Genomic DNA, 16,619 nt, shown 5'->3' with positions numbered 1-16,619 from the left:
CACACAATGAAAAATCTGAGCGCTTGGCACCGTTGGTTACCTCTTTTGGTATTGGTGTCACTTTTGTTTGCTTTCCCAACAATGGCGGCTGACAACGGCTTAACTATCTTGTCCGTTTCTGATGGCGACACACAACAAGAATACAGCGTTAAACTGCAAATTCTGTTGTTGATGACGGCGCTCAGTTTTCTTCCAGCATTTATTTTGATGGCGACGAGCTTTACTCGAATTGTCGTTGTCCTTGCGATTTTGCGCCAAGCTCTTGGTCTTCAACAAAGCCCACCTAACAGAGTGTTGGTCGGGATCGCTCTCGCATTGACGTTGCTGATTATGCGCCCTGTCTGGAGCGATATTTATGAAAATGCGTTTCAGCCATACGACAACGGCGAAATCACGCTAATACAGGCTTTTTCTGTTGCAGAGAAACCAGTGAGAGAGTTCATGCTGGCACAGACGCACCAAAGCTCTCTTGAACAAATGTTACGTATTGCCAATGAGCCTCTCGACCAAAACGTTGAGGATATTTCATTTGCCGTCGTCTTGCCTGCATTTGTCATTAGTGAACTAAAAACCGCCTTCCAAATTGGTTTTATGCTTTTCATCCCGTTTTTGGTCATCGACTTGGTTGTCGCCAGTGTCCTGATGGCAATGGGTATGATGATGCTATCACCTTTAATTGTCTCACTTCCCTTTAAGTTGGTGGTATTTGTACTCGTGGATGGTTGGGCAATGACAGTTGGCACCTTATCTGCCAGCTTCGGTTAACTAGGAGCAGTTATGACCCCAGAACTAACCGTAACGTTATTTTCCGATGCAGTATGGCTGATCATTTTGATGGTTGCCGTATTGGTTGTTCCAGGCTTAATTGTCGGTTTGTGTATCGCCGTATTTCAGGCTGCCACACAAATCAACGAGCAAACACTCAGCTTTTTGCCACGTTTGCTCGTTACCTTATTAATGGTGATTTTTGCAGGTCACTGGATGCTCCGTAAGATCATGGAACTGTTTGATTTCTTGTTCCACAACATACCAGGGATGATTGGCTAATGGCCATCACATTTGCAGAGCTCTCGGCGATACTCGGTCAACTCTGGTGGCCGTTTTTTCGTGTGGGAGCCGTATTTATTTCAATGCCTTTCTTTGGTGATGCAATTATTCCTGTTTGGGTTCGTACTTTACTGGCCCTCTCGATCGTTGTCATTACTGGACCGTTAATGCCACCAATGCCACAAGTCGAATTATTCTCTATGACTTCCCTGTTCCTTGCTTTTGAGCAAGCTATTTGGGGGGTAATGTTTGGGTTAATTTTGCACATGCTCTTTAACGTTTTCACCATGCTTGGTCAGGTGATTTCTCTGCAAATGGGCTTAGGTATGGCGATGATGAATGATCCTATTAACGGGCTTTCTGTCGCCATTTTGGGACGCATATTTCTGATTTTCTCAACCTTGTTGTTCCTCGCGCTAGAAGGACACTTACTCGTCATAGATATCGTGATTCAAAGCTTTGTTGTTTGGCCAGTCGGATCTGGTATCACATCGCTTTCTCTGCAAGGTGTTGTCAATATTTTCGGTTGGATGTTTGCCTCTTCACTCGCTTTGGCTTTGCCCGCTATTGTTTCCATGCTTCTAGCCAACATCAGTTTTGGTGTAATGAACCGAGCCGCACCATCACTTAATGTCTATGCGTTAGGTTTTCCTATGACGATGCTGCTGGGTCTATTCAGCGTATTAATCTCAGTTTCTGGTGTTCCTGGTCGCTACACGGCGCTCGTTCACGACACCATTAGACACTTGAGTAACTTTATGTTGGGGGGAGCATGAGCGATCAATCTTCTCAAGACAAAACTGAAAAAGCCTCACCGCAGAAGGTAAAGAAAGCCCGCCAGGAAGGACAAATTCCTCGCGCGAAAGAGTTTACTACTGCGGTGATATTTCTAGCGGTGGCGCTCTACTTTTACTCTCAGCTTAATAGTATTTGGGAAAGCATGTCGGGTATCTTTCGCTACAACATGATGCTGACGCGAGCCGACCTAGAAAATCCTAAACAACTTGTCGAGCAATTGGGACAAAGTTTAGCGGTCATCATCGACATGCTATTACCATTGTTTACCGTCATTATTATCGTGACCTGTGGTAGTAGCCTTGTGCTAGGCGGCTGGATGTTCCGTCCCGCGAACGTAATGCCAAAGCTCAGCAAAATTAATCCTTTGAGCGGGATAAAGCGCATTTTTTCGACCCGCTCAGTGGTTGAGCTCTTAAAGTCAACGTTCAAAGTAGCCGTGATATTCGGCATCTTATATGGCTATTTAGACAACCACTTACAGCCATTACTTGGCATGCAAAATCTCCCGCTCAGCCAAGGTTTTTCTCTAGTAATGTCAATTCTGTTTGAAGGCTTACTCTTAATGGGCTTCGCCTTGTTGTTATTTGGGGTTATCGACATTCCTTATCAGCGTTGGGAACACCTAAAAGAACTCCGCATGACGAAACAAGAATTGAAAGAGGAATTTAAAAATAATGAAGGTCGTCCGGAAGTAAAGCAACGTATTCGTCAAATACAGCAACAGTTTGCGCGCCGTAAGATCGATAAAATGGTGCCGACGGCTGACGTGATCATCACTAACCCAACGCACTATGCAGTCGCACTGAAATACGAGCCTTCACTTTCTGACGCGCCCTTTGTCGTCGCAAAAGGTGTAGACGAAACCGCTATGCACATTCAACGTATCGCCCGAGAAAACAAAGTGGAAATCATTAACTCCCCGCCACTTACCCGTTCGATTTATCACACGACGGCGATTGAACAAGCAATCCCAAGCCAACTGTACATCGCAGTGGCACATATTCTTACTTACGTTTTGCAATTGAAAGCCTTTCGTAAAGGTGAGGGAAAAGAGCCAATTCCTTTACCTCATTTTTCGATTCCAAAACATTTGCAGCACTGATTAACCCGCGTTTATCCAAGGACACGAAAGTATGCTTAACCGGTTAAAACAACTTCAAACATCAACCAAAGGCTACGTTGGCATTCCAATCGTCTTGCTAATGATATTAGCAATGGTGATTCTTCCTTTGCCTCCTCTGCTACTGGATGCGCTGTTTACCTTTAATATCGTCTTAGCAATCCTAGTATTGCTGGTCAGCACAACCGCAAAGCGACCATTAGATTTCTCTGTTTTTCCAACTATTTTGCTGGTCGCAACATTATTACGTCTCACATTGAACGTGGCTTCTACGCGAATTGTACTCCTAGAAGGACATAATGGTGGTGACGCAGCGGGTAAGGTCATTCAAGCATTCGGTGAAGTCGTCATTGGCGGTAACTATGTCGTTGGTATGGTGGTGTTCGTCATCTTGATGATCATCAACTTCGTCGTAATCACCAAAGGTGGTGAACGTATTTCTGAGGTTTCAGCCCGCTTTACGTTGGATGCTTTACCAGGCAAACAAATGGCAATTGATGCCGACTTAAACGCTGGCCTTATCGATCAGGAAACGGCTCGCTTACGCCGTAAAGAAGTCGCCAACGAAGCCGATTTTCATGGTTCGATGGATGGTGCATCAAAGTTTGTGCGTGGCGATGCCATCGCAGGTTTGTTGATTCTGTTTATCAATATCATTGGTGGTATTAGTATTGGTGTCTTCGAGCATGGACTCGCTGCGTCTGACGCCTTTAAAACTTATGCCCTACTCACAATCGGTGATGGTCTAGTTGCTCAAATTCCTTCACTACTATTGGCAACGGCTGCCGCGATTATCGTTACGCGAATTAATGATAGCGATAATGGCATGTCGGAAACCATGCAAAAGCAATTACTGGCAACTCCTGCAACGCTATTTACTGTCGCAGGTATTATGGCGGTAATCGGTATGGTACCGGGTATGCCACACCTAGCCTTTTTTGCGTTTGCTGGCGCATTAGCGTTCGCAGGGTGGCGTCAAACCAAGAAGCCAGTGCAAGACTCCCAGATTGAAGAGGTCGAAGCACTTTCACAAGCAATGCAAGACGATGATACACCGCTGACATGGGATGATATTCCTCACGTCCAAACATTATCACTTGCGCTTGGTTACCGACTCGTCCATCTAGTCAACAAAGAACAAGGGGCTCCTTTATCACAACGTATCCGCGGTGTGCGTCGAAACCTTTCTGAACAAGTTGGCTTTTTATTACCTGAAGTTCGTATTCGTGACAACCTGAGCCTCAAGCCAAACCAATACACAATTTCTCTAAATGGCGAAGTCATTGAGCAAGGTTTTATTGAACCAGAGCGTTTAATGGCGATAGCGGTTGGCGAAACTTACGGTGAGGTAGATGGCATTTTGGGTAGCGATCCTGCTTATCAGTTGCCAGCTGTGTGGATTGAGCATCAAGATAAAGCAAAAGCACTTAATATGGGTTACCAAGTTGTCGACGATGGCACTGTTATAGCCACTCATATTAGTAAAATCATGAAGACAAACCTTGCAGAATTGTTTACGCACGACGATGTGGAAGCAATAACCCAGCGTTTGACACAACAAGCCCCGAAACTAGCAGAAGCATTAGCAGCAGCACTTAATCCAGCACAGCAGCTGAAAGTATATCGTCAGCTTTTATTGGACCAAGTGCCACTAAAAGATATTCGCACGATTGCCAACACAATGTTGGAATCCGCGGAAAATACAAAGGACCCGATCCTACTTGCATCTGATGTGCGCTGTGCACTAAAGCGTACGCTTGTTAACTTAATTGCAGGACAAAAGAACGAGTTAAATGTCTACGCACTGTCTGATGAGCTAGAACAAATGCTACTAACTTCACTGCAACAAGCACAATCTTCTGGTACGGTAACACTAGATAGCTTCCCAATTGAGCCAAACATTCTTGGTCAGTTCCAACAAAACTTGCCATTGATCAGACAACAGCTTAAGCAACAGGGGCTACCTCCGATCCTTCTCGTTATGCCACAGCTGCGCCCTCTTCTAGCGCGTTACGCTCGTACATTTACACAAGGGCTGGCAGTATTGTCTTACAACGAAATCCCAGAAAACAAACAAATCAATGTGGTAGGAAACCTTGGTTAATCTTATTTCAACACATGCGATGTACGAACATTTGGTTGGCCTCGCAGTACAACATATCGTCACGGATGACGATCAATTAGTCTTTGATGCTTTAAAACACAATGATGTCCAACACGCATGCCAAGCAATTAGGGAAGCTCAATCAGGGGAAGTAGAATTCCAACACCTGACGTTGAGATTTGGTATGCGTGGAGAACAAAGTGTCTATCAATTCAAACTCTCTGAACAAATGCAGTACTGCCTGGATTTGTTCAGTCTTTACCTTGCACTAAGACAAACACAATTTCAGTTAGAAGCCTTTCACCACGACTTGATTAGTAATGTTGTCGTGCCGATTCGCGTGGATGCATTACTGTGGGAGCCTGGGGTTTATTTTCTCGAACAGACGATTCAATTCCACTCTTCTGCTTTTCAACATGTGATTCCTTCTCTTCAAGCTGATGAAACGTTATGTGATCGTGATAAAGTCGCCACACTCACCAAAAAGTTAAAAGAGAATGCATATTCACTTTGGTTTGAAGTCGCGACATCGCAAGTGAACTTCGAGCGCGTCGCAGACTTTAGTCCCGATATGATCAAATTGTCAGTCACACTAGAGGATAAAGAAGAAAGACACGCTTTCCTACCTATTGCTAAGTTCTTAAGAAAGCATAAATATACTTGGGTTGCCGGACGTGTAGCGAGTCAAACGGAACTTAACCGCTATCGTTTATTGGGTGCCAGTTATTATTTTGGTTATTTCAGCGATATCCCAACCTCTCTCTCCTTTCAGTCTTTTGATGAGGAATAGTTGAAACTCAACCATTTATATTTAAAACAGCACGATTTATTCGTGCTGTTTTTTTATTTATAACGGATAACCACAAGATCATTGGGCAATAGTTTCTTTAACTTAACTAAAAAATTTAGGCTTATATGATGATTTTCCCGGTTTTCATGGAATACAAATCACTAAAAATCATCAATTTTTATCTTTTTTAGAAATTTTTTAATTTTCAAATTAATCATTAAAGCCGACCGACCGCCTCTAGTTAGTGACAAGGGAATATCCCGAGGCCTGAAAGATATAGTGACTAACTAAGGAGACTAAGATGGCTTTATCAATGCACACTAACTACGCTTCGCTTGTAACTCAAAACACAATGAACACAACAAGCGGACTTCTAAACACAGCAATGGAACGTCTAAGCACAGGCTACCGTGTGAACTCAGCTGCTGATGACGCTGCTGGTCTTCAAATTGCTAACCGTCTAGAAGCGCAAACACGCGGCATGTCAGTAGCAATGCGTAACGCACAAGACGGCATCTCTATGATGCAAACTGCTGAAGGTGCGATGGATGAAATGACAAACATCGTTTACCGTATGAACGACCTTGCTACACAATCGTTGAACGGTTCAAACAGTGCAACAGACCGTGCGTCTCTTAACAAAGAGTTCACACAGCTTACTGCAGAACTAAACAACATCGTAGACAACACTAAGTTCGGTGGTCAAAACCTTCTTAAAGGCGGCGGCTTCGGTGCAGGTGACGTAACATTCCAAATCGGTGCATCTTCTGCTGAAACATTGACTGTAAGCGCAAGCGCAGGTATCGGTGAAATCACTACTATCCTTGCTGATGCAGCAATTACAGATGGTATCGATGACGCGACTAAAGCAAAAGCAGCACTAGACAAAATCAGCGGCGCTGACGGTCTAGTAGAAAAAATTGGTAGCTCTCGTGCAGACTTCGGTGCGAACATCAACCGTCTTGAGCACACAATGGCTAACCTTGGTAACATGGTAGAAAACGTTACAGCATCTAAAGGTCGTATCATGGATACAGACTTTGCAGTAGAGTCTTCAAACATGACGAAGAACCAAATGTTGATGCAAGCAGGTACAACTGTTCTGTCTCAAACTAACCAGCTTCCAAGCATGGCAATGTCACTACTACGCTAATTACTTAGTTAATAGTGCGCTTAATTTAAATCGTCTTAATTATAAAGCCTTCCTATGGAAGGCTTTATTTTTATCTACGAATATAAATAGAGCTCGTATTATCTTTGTGAGATTCAGGCACTCTGAATCCGAATTTCAACATAATATTAAATAAAACCTTATTAAACAGTTCTAATTCTATCGTCTCTAATTTGCTTCCTATTTTACTATCTCTAAGTTCAGGAAAATTGAACTTAGCTTCCTTTAAGATACTAGCTATCTCATCAGAATTGATGCTCTGTTTACTTAATAGTTTTTTGTTAATGAACTCTTCATATGCACGAGCACATTTCATCAATCGCAACGCAAATTCATTCATAACTGACATTCTTTGAAACGTAAAAAATTTAATTTTTAGTGAGAACACTTGCACATCGCACTATCAAAAATAATATCAGAACGCAATTAATACACTCTGTAAGAATTATCTGAATCAAGCTGAAGTAAAGGCTGAATATAACGTCTAATTAAAACATCTCTCCTAATTAGAACCGTCAATACAATTAAATATTTTCTTTGTTTAGGTCGCCTTTTCTTATAAGGAAATTACTTTTTCCATGGAGGAAGGCGGAACAAACAAGGTGGAAACACCACTTCCTCCCAAGAAAACAAAATAGATTTAAACCTTTGTTTTAATTGAATTTAATATACGGCACGCATCTTGCCACTGATAATTAAACTAAGGCGTAGCATTCAAAGTATTCAAGCCAATAAGAGATGAGAGGAGCACACCTCATGAGTTCTTTAGACCCAGTAAAAATGGCAACCCAATTCGCACAATTGGACACAAACCCATTCAAAAACCGTTACCAAGCGCAAGCTAATGTGTACCAGTCACAACTGTCAGCTTTTAATAAAGTTGAAAGCGCACTACGTGATTTTCGTACTGCAATGAAAGAGATGAATAACAGCACAAACAGCATCATCAAAAACAGTGCGACACTCTCTCAAGAAGGTAACTTTACTGCAAACGCGGATGCTAAAGCGCTAACGGGTAACTATCAGATTTTTGTAGAAAAAGTGGCAACGGCGCATCAAGTATCTACAGGTATGCCTGCAGACCTTGAGGCAACGACAGAAGTACCAACAACTGGATCTTTAGAATTCACCATCAACGGTGAAACAATGACTCTAGACTTGTCCTCCGTTGATATTAATGGTGACGGCACAGCAACGATCAGCGATTTAGCCAGTGCGATTAACAATCACACGGATAACCCTGGCGTTAACGCCACTCTAGTTCGCTCGAATGGTCAAACACACTTTATGCTATCGAGCACTGAGACTGGTGTCGAAAATAAGATCAACGTATCTGCAACGGGTACTGGCCAAGCTTGGTTTGAAGACGCCTTCACCAACCTCAAGCAAATTAACGCTCCACAAGATGCGGTTATGTGGCTAGGTGCAAAAGACTCAGGCCTGAAACTAACCAACGCAAGTAATACTTTTGAAGGTGTCATCGACGGTGTTGACATTACCGTATCTAAACCGCAAGCCGCGGGAGATTCGCCAATCGGTTTAAAAATTGGAGCTGATAGCAAAGGCACTAAAGAACAACTAGATAAGTTTGTGGAAACCTACAATGCCCTTGTTTCGACTATCGATCAGTACACCCAAATTGGCGGTGAAGATCAGAAACGCGGCGTGCTCGCTAGCGACTCGACATTGCGTTCTATTGAGAGTCAGTTAACGGGGTTAATCCGAGGTGAACACAATGGTATGCGCCTAAGCGAAATCGGCGTGAGCCTAGACCGCAACGGTAAAATGAAAGTTGATCAAGAAAAGTTCAAAGAAGCTCAACAAACAAACAGCGCAGGCTTAGAGGCGTTGTTTAATGGGGATGACGCTTTGCTAGATTCTCTTGACGCGATGGTAGAGCCTTTCTTGAAATTCTCATCAGGTACCTTCAGCACGCGTAAAGACGCAATACAGTCAAGCTTAGACCGAATCAAAGATAAACAAACCAATTTAGAGCGTAAGTACGAAATGTCGTACAACCGCTATCTCAAACAATTCACTCAAATGAATTCAATTATGACCCAAATGAACCAAACCATGTCCATGTTTAATGCTCAAAAATAAGACATTTGGTTCCAAATTTAGGAGAAATATTCATGCTTATGGATTCTGGTTACGATTCGTACCAACAAGTCGATCTCGACGCTCAAGCGGCAGCAGCAAATCCACACCAATTGGTCATCATGTTAATCGATGGCCTACTCGATGAAGTTGAACGTATTCGCGGCCACCTAGCCGCAAATCGTTTGGCCGAGAAAGGGAATGGAATCAACAAATGCATGAACATCTTGATTGGACTAACAAGTGCTTTAGATGATGAAAACGGCGGTGAAATTGCGGAAAACCTACGCCAGCTGTATGACTTCTGCCAAGTCGAACTTTATTACGCTAGCGTGCAAAACGATGCAAATCGCTTGGTTAACGTTGAGCGTGTAATGGGTAACATTCGTGAAGGTTGGATGAATTTTGGACAACAAGCATAAAGTATCGCCAGAGCGATTCCGTCATTTATCTCAGCTCATCCAGTTCGCCGCAAAAACGGCCGATTGGCATGCGCTCAAGCGGTACGACTTGCAGTTGCGAGAGCTTTTGATCAGTCACAAGCCTTTTTTGAAAGATCCTAAGCTTGCACCTGAAATCCAGCGAGCGAAAACAGTGCACGCTAATGCCTTCGCAGTATTAGAGAAGTCGACCAACGAGTTGAAAAAAGAGATGAACATGGTCAATGACCATCAAGAACGCGCTATGGCCTATCAATTAGCAATGACCATGGAGCTAACTCAATGATCATACCTTCTTCAACTCAGCACTCGGGTAATTCGCCAGCTAACAATGAGGGTCACATCAAGCAAGCGAACTCGGTACACGGCTTTTCTCATGGTTTTAAATCAGGGAACAAGCAGAATGGTGAGCAAGACTTTAACTCTGCGTCAGCGGTACCGAGTTTTCACCTTACGGCCTCTACTTTGAACAGCGCAAACAAAGTACAAAGTCATGGTTTTGATACTGATGACCGCTCAGCTTCAGATCCGGATGCCAACTTGACCAGTACACCAGGGTTAACAGAATCGACTGATCTTGCAGCGCAAGCTCAAGCTTTAACCCAGGGTATGATTACCATGGCAGAGAAGCAGGCTGAGAAACTAGGAAAAGCGTCATCTTTAATGGCTGCGAGCGAAGTTAAGTCTGTTACTCAAGATTCGTCTAACGCCATGCTAAACACATCATCAAAACAAGATGTGAAGCAAAGTCTGCCGACTTCATCGAGTTCGCGTTTGCCTATCTCCGGTGCTGAGTTTCAAACTCTTTTGAATCAACCTGTTCAAGGGCAACCAACCGCCTCTCTACTTCAAGCACAAGCTCCTACAACACAACCTGCACATTCACCGGTTGCGACGAGTCATGTTCAAGCTCAAGGCTCTGAGTGGGCAGCAGTGCGTGTTGATACCACTGCCGGAAAGTGGGGAGAGCAAATGATGCAAGTATTACATGATCGCGTGACGCTCCAAGCTCAACAAAATGTACAAGAAGCAAAAATCCGCCTAGACCCACCAGACTTGGGGAAACTGGATTTACTTGTACGTGTTGAAGGTGACCGATTAAGTGTCCACATCAACGCCAATGCCGCAGCAACACGAGAAGCTTTAATGCAAGTTTCGGAACGATTGCGTACTGAGTTACAAGAGCAAAACTTCGTTCATGTCGATGTCAATGTTGGCTCTGATCAAAACCAAGGTCGAAATGACCCACATGCAAACGAAGAAGACACCAATATTTTCGCCGCACGAGAATCTAGTGCATTCCAAACCACGACAACAACTAACTATTCAGAACACTGGCTAAGCACTCAAGCTTAGTGAATCTTCGAGGAAAAAGGTTATGACCAAACAACAAATGATCGCCCTGTTTATCGCCATGATCATCACCAGTGCCCTCGTTTCGGCCGTCACAATTATGGGCGGAATCTGGTACTTAAACAAACACGCTCAAGAGTCACCTGACTCTGGTTCACTGATCGAAGACTCTCCACTGTCTTTTTTGGTCACAGAACAACCGACAAGTAAAGGTCCTAGCTTCCATCCTTTGGACAAAGTCGTTTTGACCGTTAAAGGCAAGAAACAGACTCACTTTGTGATGCTAGAACTGGCAATTGAGACACGCCGTCCAGAGCGTATCAAAGAGATCGATGAATACATGCCTATGGTACAAAACTCTCTATTAAAACTGTTTAGCGACAAAACGTTTGATCAGTTACAGCAAGCGGGTGCCATCGATATTCTGCAAGACGAAGTGAAGCAAACGCTTCTACTCGCTTTTGCTAAAACAGACATCGTCCGAGAAATCGACGATGTTTTGTTGACTAAATATGTTGTGCAATAACGGAGCACAACCATGTTAGACATGAATGTACAAGACACTTACACCACAGAAGAGGAAGTGACAACACCGTCACGACCAATTGATGAAAACGCATTGCTACAACGTCATCAGGTCATGGTAAAACGCGTAGTTAACCAGCTGCGCGTTCATGCCACTTCTCACTGTAGTATTGAAGATATGCAGCAGATAGGCCTTATCGCTCTAGTCGAGGCTGGACGCCGATATGGCGATGTTGACGATCCTCACTTTCCTGCTTTCGCCGTTTGTCGAGTTCGGGGAGCTATTTTAGACGAATTACGCCGACTAGATTGGCGTTCACGTAAAACTCGTCAACAAGCCCACGAGCTCAACGACGTGACTCGAGATCTCACTCGAACGTTAGGTCGAATGCCAACGGATGCCGAAATCATCCAGGCTTTAGGGACGAATGAGCAAGATTATTACAACCGCCAAAATGCCGCTCTCGCAGGCGAGATGCAAAGCCTTGACCAACTGATGGAGAGCAGCGGTGATAGCTACATTGGCGGGCAATACGATGGCATGGAACATGAACATATTCGTCGTAGTTTAGACAGTGCTTTGGGTAAATTACCTAAGCGCGATCAACTGCTCCTGACTCTGTTCTATCAACATGAACTCAACTTACACGAAATAGCTCTGGTATTGGATCTGACACCACCTCGTATATGTCAGCTTCACAAACAAGCGCTGAAACAACTCAACCAATTAATGTCCTCTTAGGAGTCACAAGATGCAAAAGTTTTTTGGAGTGCTCACTATCCTGGTGTGCGTCTTCGGTGGATATATGTGGGCCGGTGGTAGCTTAGGTGCTATCTGGCAGCCAGCCGAATTCCTTATCATTATTGGCGCCGCTGCTGGTTCTCTGATCATCGGTAATCCGCCTCATGTACTGAAAGAAATGCGTCGCCAAGTGCCAGCGACCATTAAAGGTCCAACAGAAGAGCATGAGTACTACATGGAATTAATGGCACTACTCAACAACTTGCTAGAGACAGCGAGAAACCGCGGATACAAGTTTCTGGATTCTCATATTGAGGCTCCGGAGCAAAGCTCTATGTTCCTCGCTTACCCGACGATCGCAGAAGATCATCGCCTAATTTCTTTCATTACTGACAATTTACGTTTAATGGCAATGGGACAGATGTCGCCTCATGAATTAGAGGGACTGCTAGAGCAAGAAATCGAAGCAATACAGAACGAAATGCTTTTACCTTCACGCTCACTACAGCGTACAGCTGAAGCACTACCTGGCTTCGGTATTCTTGCAGCAGTTGGTGGCATCATTATCACCATGCAAGCTATTGATGGCTCAATCGCTATGATTGGTTATCACGTTGCGGCAGCTCTCGTTGGTACATTCATTGGTATTTTCGGTTGTTACTGTGGCTTAGATCCACTAAGTAACGCCATGGCTCAGCGAGTAAAACGTAATATGACTGCTTTTGAGTGCGTTCGTGCAACCTTGGTTGCCTACGTAGCGAAAAAGCCGACATTGCTCGCCATTGACGCTGGTCGTAAACATATTCAGCTAGACATCAAACCAACATTCAACCAAATGGAGAAGTGGTTAGCTGAACAGGAGGGATAATGCAAAAACAAGAGCATGTAGTGTTCAAACGTGCCAAAGTATACAGCCATGATGAGTCGTCTCATGGCGGCGCGTGGAAAGTCGCGTTTGCTGACTTCATGATCGCCCTAATGGCGCTGTTTCTTGTACTTTGGGTTATGCAGGTGGTAGACAAAGAAGAGCGTAAAGCGATTGTTGCCCACTTGCATAGTTCAAGCGTATTCGACAAGAGTTACGGCAACCCATTTGATACGTCACAAAGTATTTCTCCTATCGACTTGGCACAGGACTCTTCTGTGCCAAGTAAACACAACTCCAACCATGTGGTAAGCTCTTACTTCAAAGGTGATGGGGATGGACCAGAAATTGATTCTTTGATTCCTGGTAACTTCGATACTCAAGAGCAACTTGCCGCACTAGCGAAAGTAATTGAGCAAATGACTGCCCAAATTAATGCGCAGGGAAATGTAAACGTCACGGTGACACCACAAGGTTTGCGTATTGTCCTTCAAGATGATTACAAACAGCATATGTTCAGCCGTGGTGGTGCAGAACTTACTCCTTTTTTTGAAGATTTACTGCTCGCACTAGCACCTGTATTTCATCGTGTTAACAACCCTCTGATCATCAGCGGACACACAGATGCAATTCCATTTAAAAAGCGTTTTGGTCGTCAATCTAACTGGGCGTTATCAGCCTCTCGAGCAGACGTAGCAAGAAATACGTTAGTTGAAGGCGGTATGCCGGATGATAGAGTAATGCAGGTAACGGGTATGTCAGATAGAGCGCTGCTTAATCCTGATGAGCCAGATTCTAGCGAAAACCGTCGTATTGAGCTGTTTGTTTTAACGACTCCTGCCGCTAAAGTGCTTGAGACCCTTTTTGGCAACCACCAAGAAAGCGAACTGCAAAAAGCGAAAGATAAGGCTGAATTCAACCAACCAGTCATTCGTCAAGAAGTCATCAATTACTCCGGCGATACCGCCACCAGCGAAGTAAAAATTCAAGAATTATAATCTTAAAAGGTCACCACTCTGATGGTGACCTCTCTAACCAAAGCCTCTGTTACTGTGACTTTTTAGTTGAGTTCTATATGCACATAACATCATCCGAAAAAAGAAAAAGCGACTTACTGAAGAAAGCCTTTTTATGGCTCATTGTCTTCGATTACCTTTTATTGGCGTTTTTCTTAACTCAGCTATCAAGTATGACATTAAACAGCGGAACCATGATCAGCTTGTTACTTGTAGTTTATAACGTCTTACTTGTTTCGCTATGTTTTCAACGAACCAACAAGCAGGACTCTTACATTATCTACCCTGTTTTGTCCGCAACGTTATTAGCATTTGTCTGCTTTCTTTACTTCTTTTTTTTAATTTAGCTCCCCGACTCGACCATTGATTTTACTTTTACTGCTTTTCGAAGTGGTCGAGCTGATGAGTCTGAATCCACCACGTAGCCGCTTCCATCAACAGCTCTGGGTCGTCATTTTTATTAGCGAAAAACGCATAAAATGAGAGACCAACCAATTCACCTTTACTCGCGATCTTTTTGTCACAGACCTCTATAATTTTGTCTCTCAGCGAAGCTCTCATTTCTAATCCCTTAACCTAGTACATACTCACTAACCATACGGTTGAAAGAAATCAAATCAAACGAGCCTTTAATTTCAAAACGCACTCTTCCCACCTCACTCATGAAGAACTCGATTTCACAATCCAAATCAAAAGTACCAGAGGTCTCGATAGAAAATGCATTGATCTTACTGTAAGGCAAAGAAGTGTAATCCACTTTTGAGCCGGTAATCCCTTGCACATTTGCCGCTATCACTCGCTTGTTCGTAAACACCACTTGGTCACGAACTGTTTTAAAAGCAGCGAAAATAGTCTCACCATCAATCAAGAACTTAAGGAAGTCTTCTCTGGCATTAGAAACGTCAATCGGCTTAAGCTTAAATACAGAGGAATTGTCGAAATCAATCATAATTAATCCTTTGAGTGGGCGTTAGAACGAATTATCAACGTATCAGATAGCACCACTTTTGCCTACTCGCAACGCACGTTTCTGCTTGATTCGCCCAACAACGAAGCGTCACTCACTTCCACCCTTGCATCCATTGCTCAGAGTCTTTTAGGTCTTGCCAGTTCATCTCTCGGTCGCGTTTACTCATGACTGCCTCGATGACACATCTCACAACGTTACCATCTTCATCTAGTTCCATTTCCGTCACGACAAAATGCTTCTCTTTGTTTTTAGGTGAAATTGCCGTCCATTTACTGTGCAATAGTTTCTTAGGGTGGATTCTGTTCATCGCATTGTACCAATTTAACTACCATGTTGATGTATACGACTGAATACCAAGAGAGAATCAGATTTTGTTTTTGCAAACCGACAAAAGATAAAACCGCAAAAGAGATCACTCCCTTTCGCGGCTCTAACTACAATCCGACTAGGTCTTCTGACCATTCAGTCGAGGGTTTAAGTACTGACTTTGTAGCAACTGTAACCCTTTACCGACCAGAACAATCACTACCGCGCCAATCAGGACAGGCGTGAAGAGAAAACTCCATCCCTGCCCAGACGCCATGATCAAAATTGGATTTGCCCCCGCAGGTGGATGAGTGGTCTTCGTAATCAGCATCGCAGACACACCTAGCCCCGTCGCAATCGCGAGCGTGACCGGCGTGACGTCAACATACTGGCTAAACGCAATACCGATAGATGCCGTAATGAAGTGACCAATGATCACGTTTTTTGGTTGAGCGAGAGGGCTGCTAGGCACCCCAAACACCAACACCGCCGTAGCACCAAATGGCGCCATGAGAAGTACTACCTCAGTAAGAGATACCTCGGCGTAAGACAACACACCAATAGCCAACGTAGCGCCAAGCCCCGCGACCAAAGATAAAATTAAATTATTCATAAACACCTCAAAAGTAGACCGAATTGTCTACAAAATAAAATAGACAAATCTGTCTACCCTTGTCAATATGTGTTTATGGAACTTTTTGAGGACGTAGTTATGAACAAAAAGAAACAGTTATTGATCGACACAGCTTTGTCACTGTTTTACAAACAAGGCATCAACTCTATTGGCATCAATGAAGTCCTCAATGTTTCCGGCGTGGCTAAACGCACGCTATATAACCATTTTGAGAGCAAAGAAGCGCTTATCATCGCCGCATTAGAACAACGCCACCAAATATTTATGGAATGGTTGGAGGAAAAGCTTTCTTCAGCACAAACGTGCGCGGAGGTGATCGATCAGTTATTTACTGCACTCAACGGCTGGTTTCATGGCTCTGAAGAAAAGTTGGGCGAGTTTCGCGGTTGCTTTTTCATCAATACGTCCGCGGAGTTCAGTGACGACAGTGGCGAGATCGCAACGTATTGCCGCTACCATAAGCAGCAAGTCAGAGAGCTAATTCAACGCTATCTCAAATCAGACAACGCTGCATTACTTGATGCCATTTGCATCATGAAAGAGGGCGCGATCACTACCGCTTACATGACGAAAGAGTACGACAACGTCACGAAGAAATGCGTGACCATTTTGCACACGCTTTAATGCGTTCAGGTATA

General features: G+C 43.8%; 21 protein-coding genes and 1 pseudogene. 17 read left to right on the top strand and 5 right to left on the bottom strand.

Features of this window, described 5'->3' with window-relative positions; all coding sequences use genetic code 11:
• Positions 1–6: 6 nt before the first annotated feature.
• From fliP to lafA, 7 genes are all read left to right on the top strand, one after another.
• Positions 7–765 carry a flagellar type III secretion system pore protein FliP gene (gene fliP / locus R7F67_RS03615; RefSeq protein ID WP_005375037.1) on the top strand — a complete coding sequence of 253 codons (759 nt, stop codon included), beginning with the start codon at positions 7–9 and terminating at the stop codon, positions 763–765.
• 12 nt (positions 766–777) lie between these two features.
• On the top strand, positions 778–1,047 hold the full coding sequence (fliQ, locus tag R7F67_RS03610; protein ID WP_005375036.1) for a flagellar biosynthesis protein FliQ: 270 nt from the start codon (positions 778–780) through the stop codon (positions 1,045–1,047).
• The gene (gene fliR / locus R7F67_RS03605; RefSeq protein ID WP_005375027.1) at positions 1,047–1,823 is read left to right on the top strand and encodes a flagellar biosynthetic protein FliR; all 777 of its coding nucleotides are present in this window, start codon (positions 1,047–1,049) and stop codon (positions 1,821–1,823) included. Before fliQ ends, fliR begins: the two co-directional genes overlap by 1 nt.
• Entirely contained in the window at positions 1,820–2,947 is a 1,128-nt protein-coding gene (flhB, locus tag R7F67_RS03600) for a flagellar biosynthesis protein FlhB (RefSeq protein ID WP_005375025.1), read from the top strand. The genes fliR and flhB overlap by 4 nt, the downstream gene beginning before the upstream one ends.
• Positions 2,948–2,978: 31 nt before the next feature.
• On the top strand, positions 2,979–5,069 hold the full coding sequence (flhA, locus tag R7F67_RS03595; RefSeq protein WP_005375024.1) for a flagellar biosynthesis protein FlhA: 2,091 nt from the start codon (positions 2,979–2,981) through the stop codon (positions 5,067–5,069).
• A gap of 19 nt (positions 5,070–5,088) precedes the next feature.
• Entirely contained in the window at positions 5,089–5,859 is a 771-nt protein-coding gene (locus R7F67_RS03590; RefSeq protein WP_005375023.1) for an EAL domain-containing protein, read from the top strand.
• A 301-nt stretch (positions 5,860–6,160) separates the two neighbouring features.
• Positions 6,161–7,012: a lateral flagellin LafA gene (lafA, locus tag R7F67_RS03585; RefSeq protein ID WP_005375019.1), complete on the top strand. Its 852-nt coding sequence runs from the start codon at positions 6,161–6,163 to the stop codon at positions 7,010–7,012.
• Between the two features lie 70 nt (positions 7,013–7,082).
• On the opposite strand, the gene R7F67_RS03580 is transcribed toward lafA, so the two are convergent.
• Positions 7,083–7,370, bottom strand: coding sequence for a hypothetical protein (locus R7F67_RS03580; RefSeq protein WP_005375016.1), 288 nt, complete (start codon positions 7,368–7,370; stop codon positions 7,083–7,085).
• Positions 7,371–7,786: 416 nt separating this feature from the next.
• Here R7F67_RS03580 and fliD point away from each other — a divergent pair, with 416 nt between their 5' ends.
• From fliD to R7F67_RS03535, 9 genes are all read left to right on the top strand, one after another.
• Positions 7,787–9,133: a flagellar filament capping protein FliD gene (gene fliD / locus R7F67_RS03575; protein ID WP_318056960.1), complete on the top strand. Its 1,347-nt coding sequence runs from the start codon at positions 7,787–7,789 to the stop codon at positions 9,131–9,133.
• 32 nt (positions 9,134–9,165) lie between these two features.
• On the top strand, positions 9,166–9,552 hold the full coding sequence (gene fliS / locus R7F67_RS03570; protein ID WP_005375014.1) for a flagellar export chaperone FliS: 387 nt from the start codon (positions 9,166–9,168) through the stop codon (positions 9,550–9,552).
• The gene (locus R7F67_RS03565) at positions 9,536–9,856 is read left to right on the top strand and encodes a hypothetical protein (RefSeq protein ID WP_005375013.1); all 321 of its coding nucleotides are present in this window, start codon (positions 9,536–9,538) and stop codon (positions 9,854–9,856) included. Before fliS ends, R7F67_RS03565 begins: the two co-directional genes overlap by 17 nt.
• Positions 9,853–10,926, top strand: a complete 1,074-nt coding sequence (locus R7F67_RS03560; protein WP_258475376.1) for a flagellar hook-length control protein FliK — start codon at positions 9,853–9,855, stop codon at positions 10,924–10,926. Before R7F67_RS03565 ends, R7F67_RS03560 begins: the two co-directional genes overlap by 4 nt.
• Positions 10,927–10,948: 22 nt before the next feature.
• Positions 10,949–11,449: a flagellar basal body-associated protein FliL gene (gene fliL / locus R7F67_RS03555; protein ID WP_005375011.1), complete on the top strand. Its 501-nt coding sequence runs from the start codon at positions 10,949–10,951 to the stop codon at positions 11,447–11,449.
• A gap of 12 nt (positions 11,450–11,461) precedes the next feature.
• Positions 11,462–12,190 (top strand): FliA/WhiG family RNA polymerase sigma factor, encoded by a 729-nt coding sequence (locus tag R7F67_RS03550; RefSeq protein WP_005375008.1) that lies wholly within the window; start codon positions 11,462–11,464, stop codon positions 12,188–12,190.
• A gap of 10 nt (positions 12,191–12,200) precedes the next feature.
• Positions 12,201–13,058: a flagellar motor stator protein MotA gene (gene motA / locus R7F67_RS03545; protein ID WP_005375006.1), complete on the top strand. Its 858-nt coding sequence runs from the start codon at positions 12,201–12,203 to the stop codon at positions 13,056–13,058.
• Positions 13,058–14,053 (top strand): flagellar motor protein MotB, encoded by a 996-nt coding sequence (locus tag R7F67_RS03540; protein ID WP_005375003.1) that lies wholly within the window; start codon positions 13,058–13,060, stop codon positions 14,051–14,053. The genes motA and R7F67_RS03540 overlap by 1 nt, the downstream gene beginning before the upstream one ends.
• A 77-nt stretch (positions 14,054–14,130) precedes the next feature.
• Positions 14,131–14,418, top strand: a complete 288-nt coding sequence (locus tag R7F67_RS03535; protein ID WP_005375002.1) for a hypothetical protein — start codon at positions 14,131–14,133, stop codon at positions 14,416–14,418.
• Here the strand turns inward: R7F67_RS03535 and R7F67_RS03530 are convergent.
• The 4 genes and pseudogenes from R7F67_RS03530 to R7F67_RS03515 form a co-directional block, all read right to left on the bottom strand.
• Positions 14,415–14,632, bottom strand: a pseudogene (locus R7F67_RS03530) (DUF6500 family protein). The gene R7F67_RS03535 and the pseudogene R7F67_RS03530 sit on opposite strands and share 4 nt — an antisense overlap.
• Positions 14,633–14,642: 10 nt before the next feature.
• The gene (locus tag R7F67_RS03525) at positions 14,643–15,020 is read right to left on the bottom strand and encodes a PH domain-containing protein (RefSeq protein ID WP_005386881.1); all 378 of its coding nucleotides are present in this window, start codon (positions 15,018–15,020) and stop codon (positions 14,643–14,645) included.
• 112 nt (positions 15,021–15,132) lie between these two features.
• Entirely contained in the window at positions 15,133–15,348 is a 216-nt protein-coding gene (locus R7F67_RS03520; RefSeq protein WP_005374999.1) for a TIGR02450 family Trp-rich protein, read from the bottom strand.
• A 138-nt stretch (positions 15,349–15,486) separates the two neighbouring features.
• Positions 15,487–15,960 carry an HPP family protein gene (locus tag R7F67_RS03515; RefSeq protein WP_005374998.1) on the bottom strand — a complete coding sequence of 158 codons (474 nt, stop codon included), beginning with the start codon at positions 15,958–15,960 and terminating at the stop codon, positions 15,487–15,489.
• Between the two features lie 99 nt (positions 15,961–16,059).
• On the opposite strand from R7F67_RS03515, the gene R7F67_RS03510 reads away from it, so the two are divergent.
• The gene (locus R7F67_RS03510; protein WP_054576598.1) at positions 16,060–16,605 is read left to right on the top strand and encodes a TetR/AcrR family transcriptional regulator; all 546 of its coding nucleotides are present in this window, start codon (positions 16,060–16,062) and stop codon (positions 16,603–16,605) included.
• The last annotated feature ends 14 nt before the right edge of the window (positions 16,606–16,619 follow it).

It is taken from the genome of Vibrio sp. YT-17, from assembly GCF_033337375.1.
Classification (GTDB): domain Bacteria; phylum Pseudomonadota; class Gammaproteobacteria; order Enterobacterales; family Vibrionaceae; genus Vibrio; species Vibrio alginolyticus.
The sequence above is the reverse complement of the archived record's forward strand: the minus strand, read 5'-3'. Positions and strand labels throughout refer to the sequence as shown.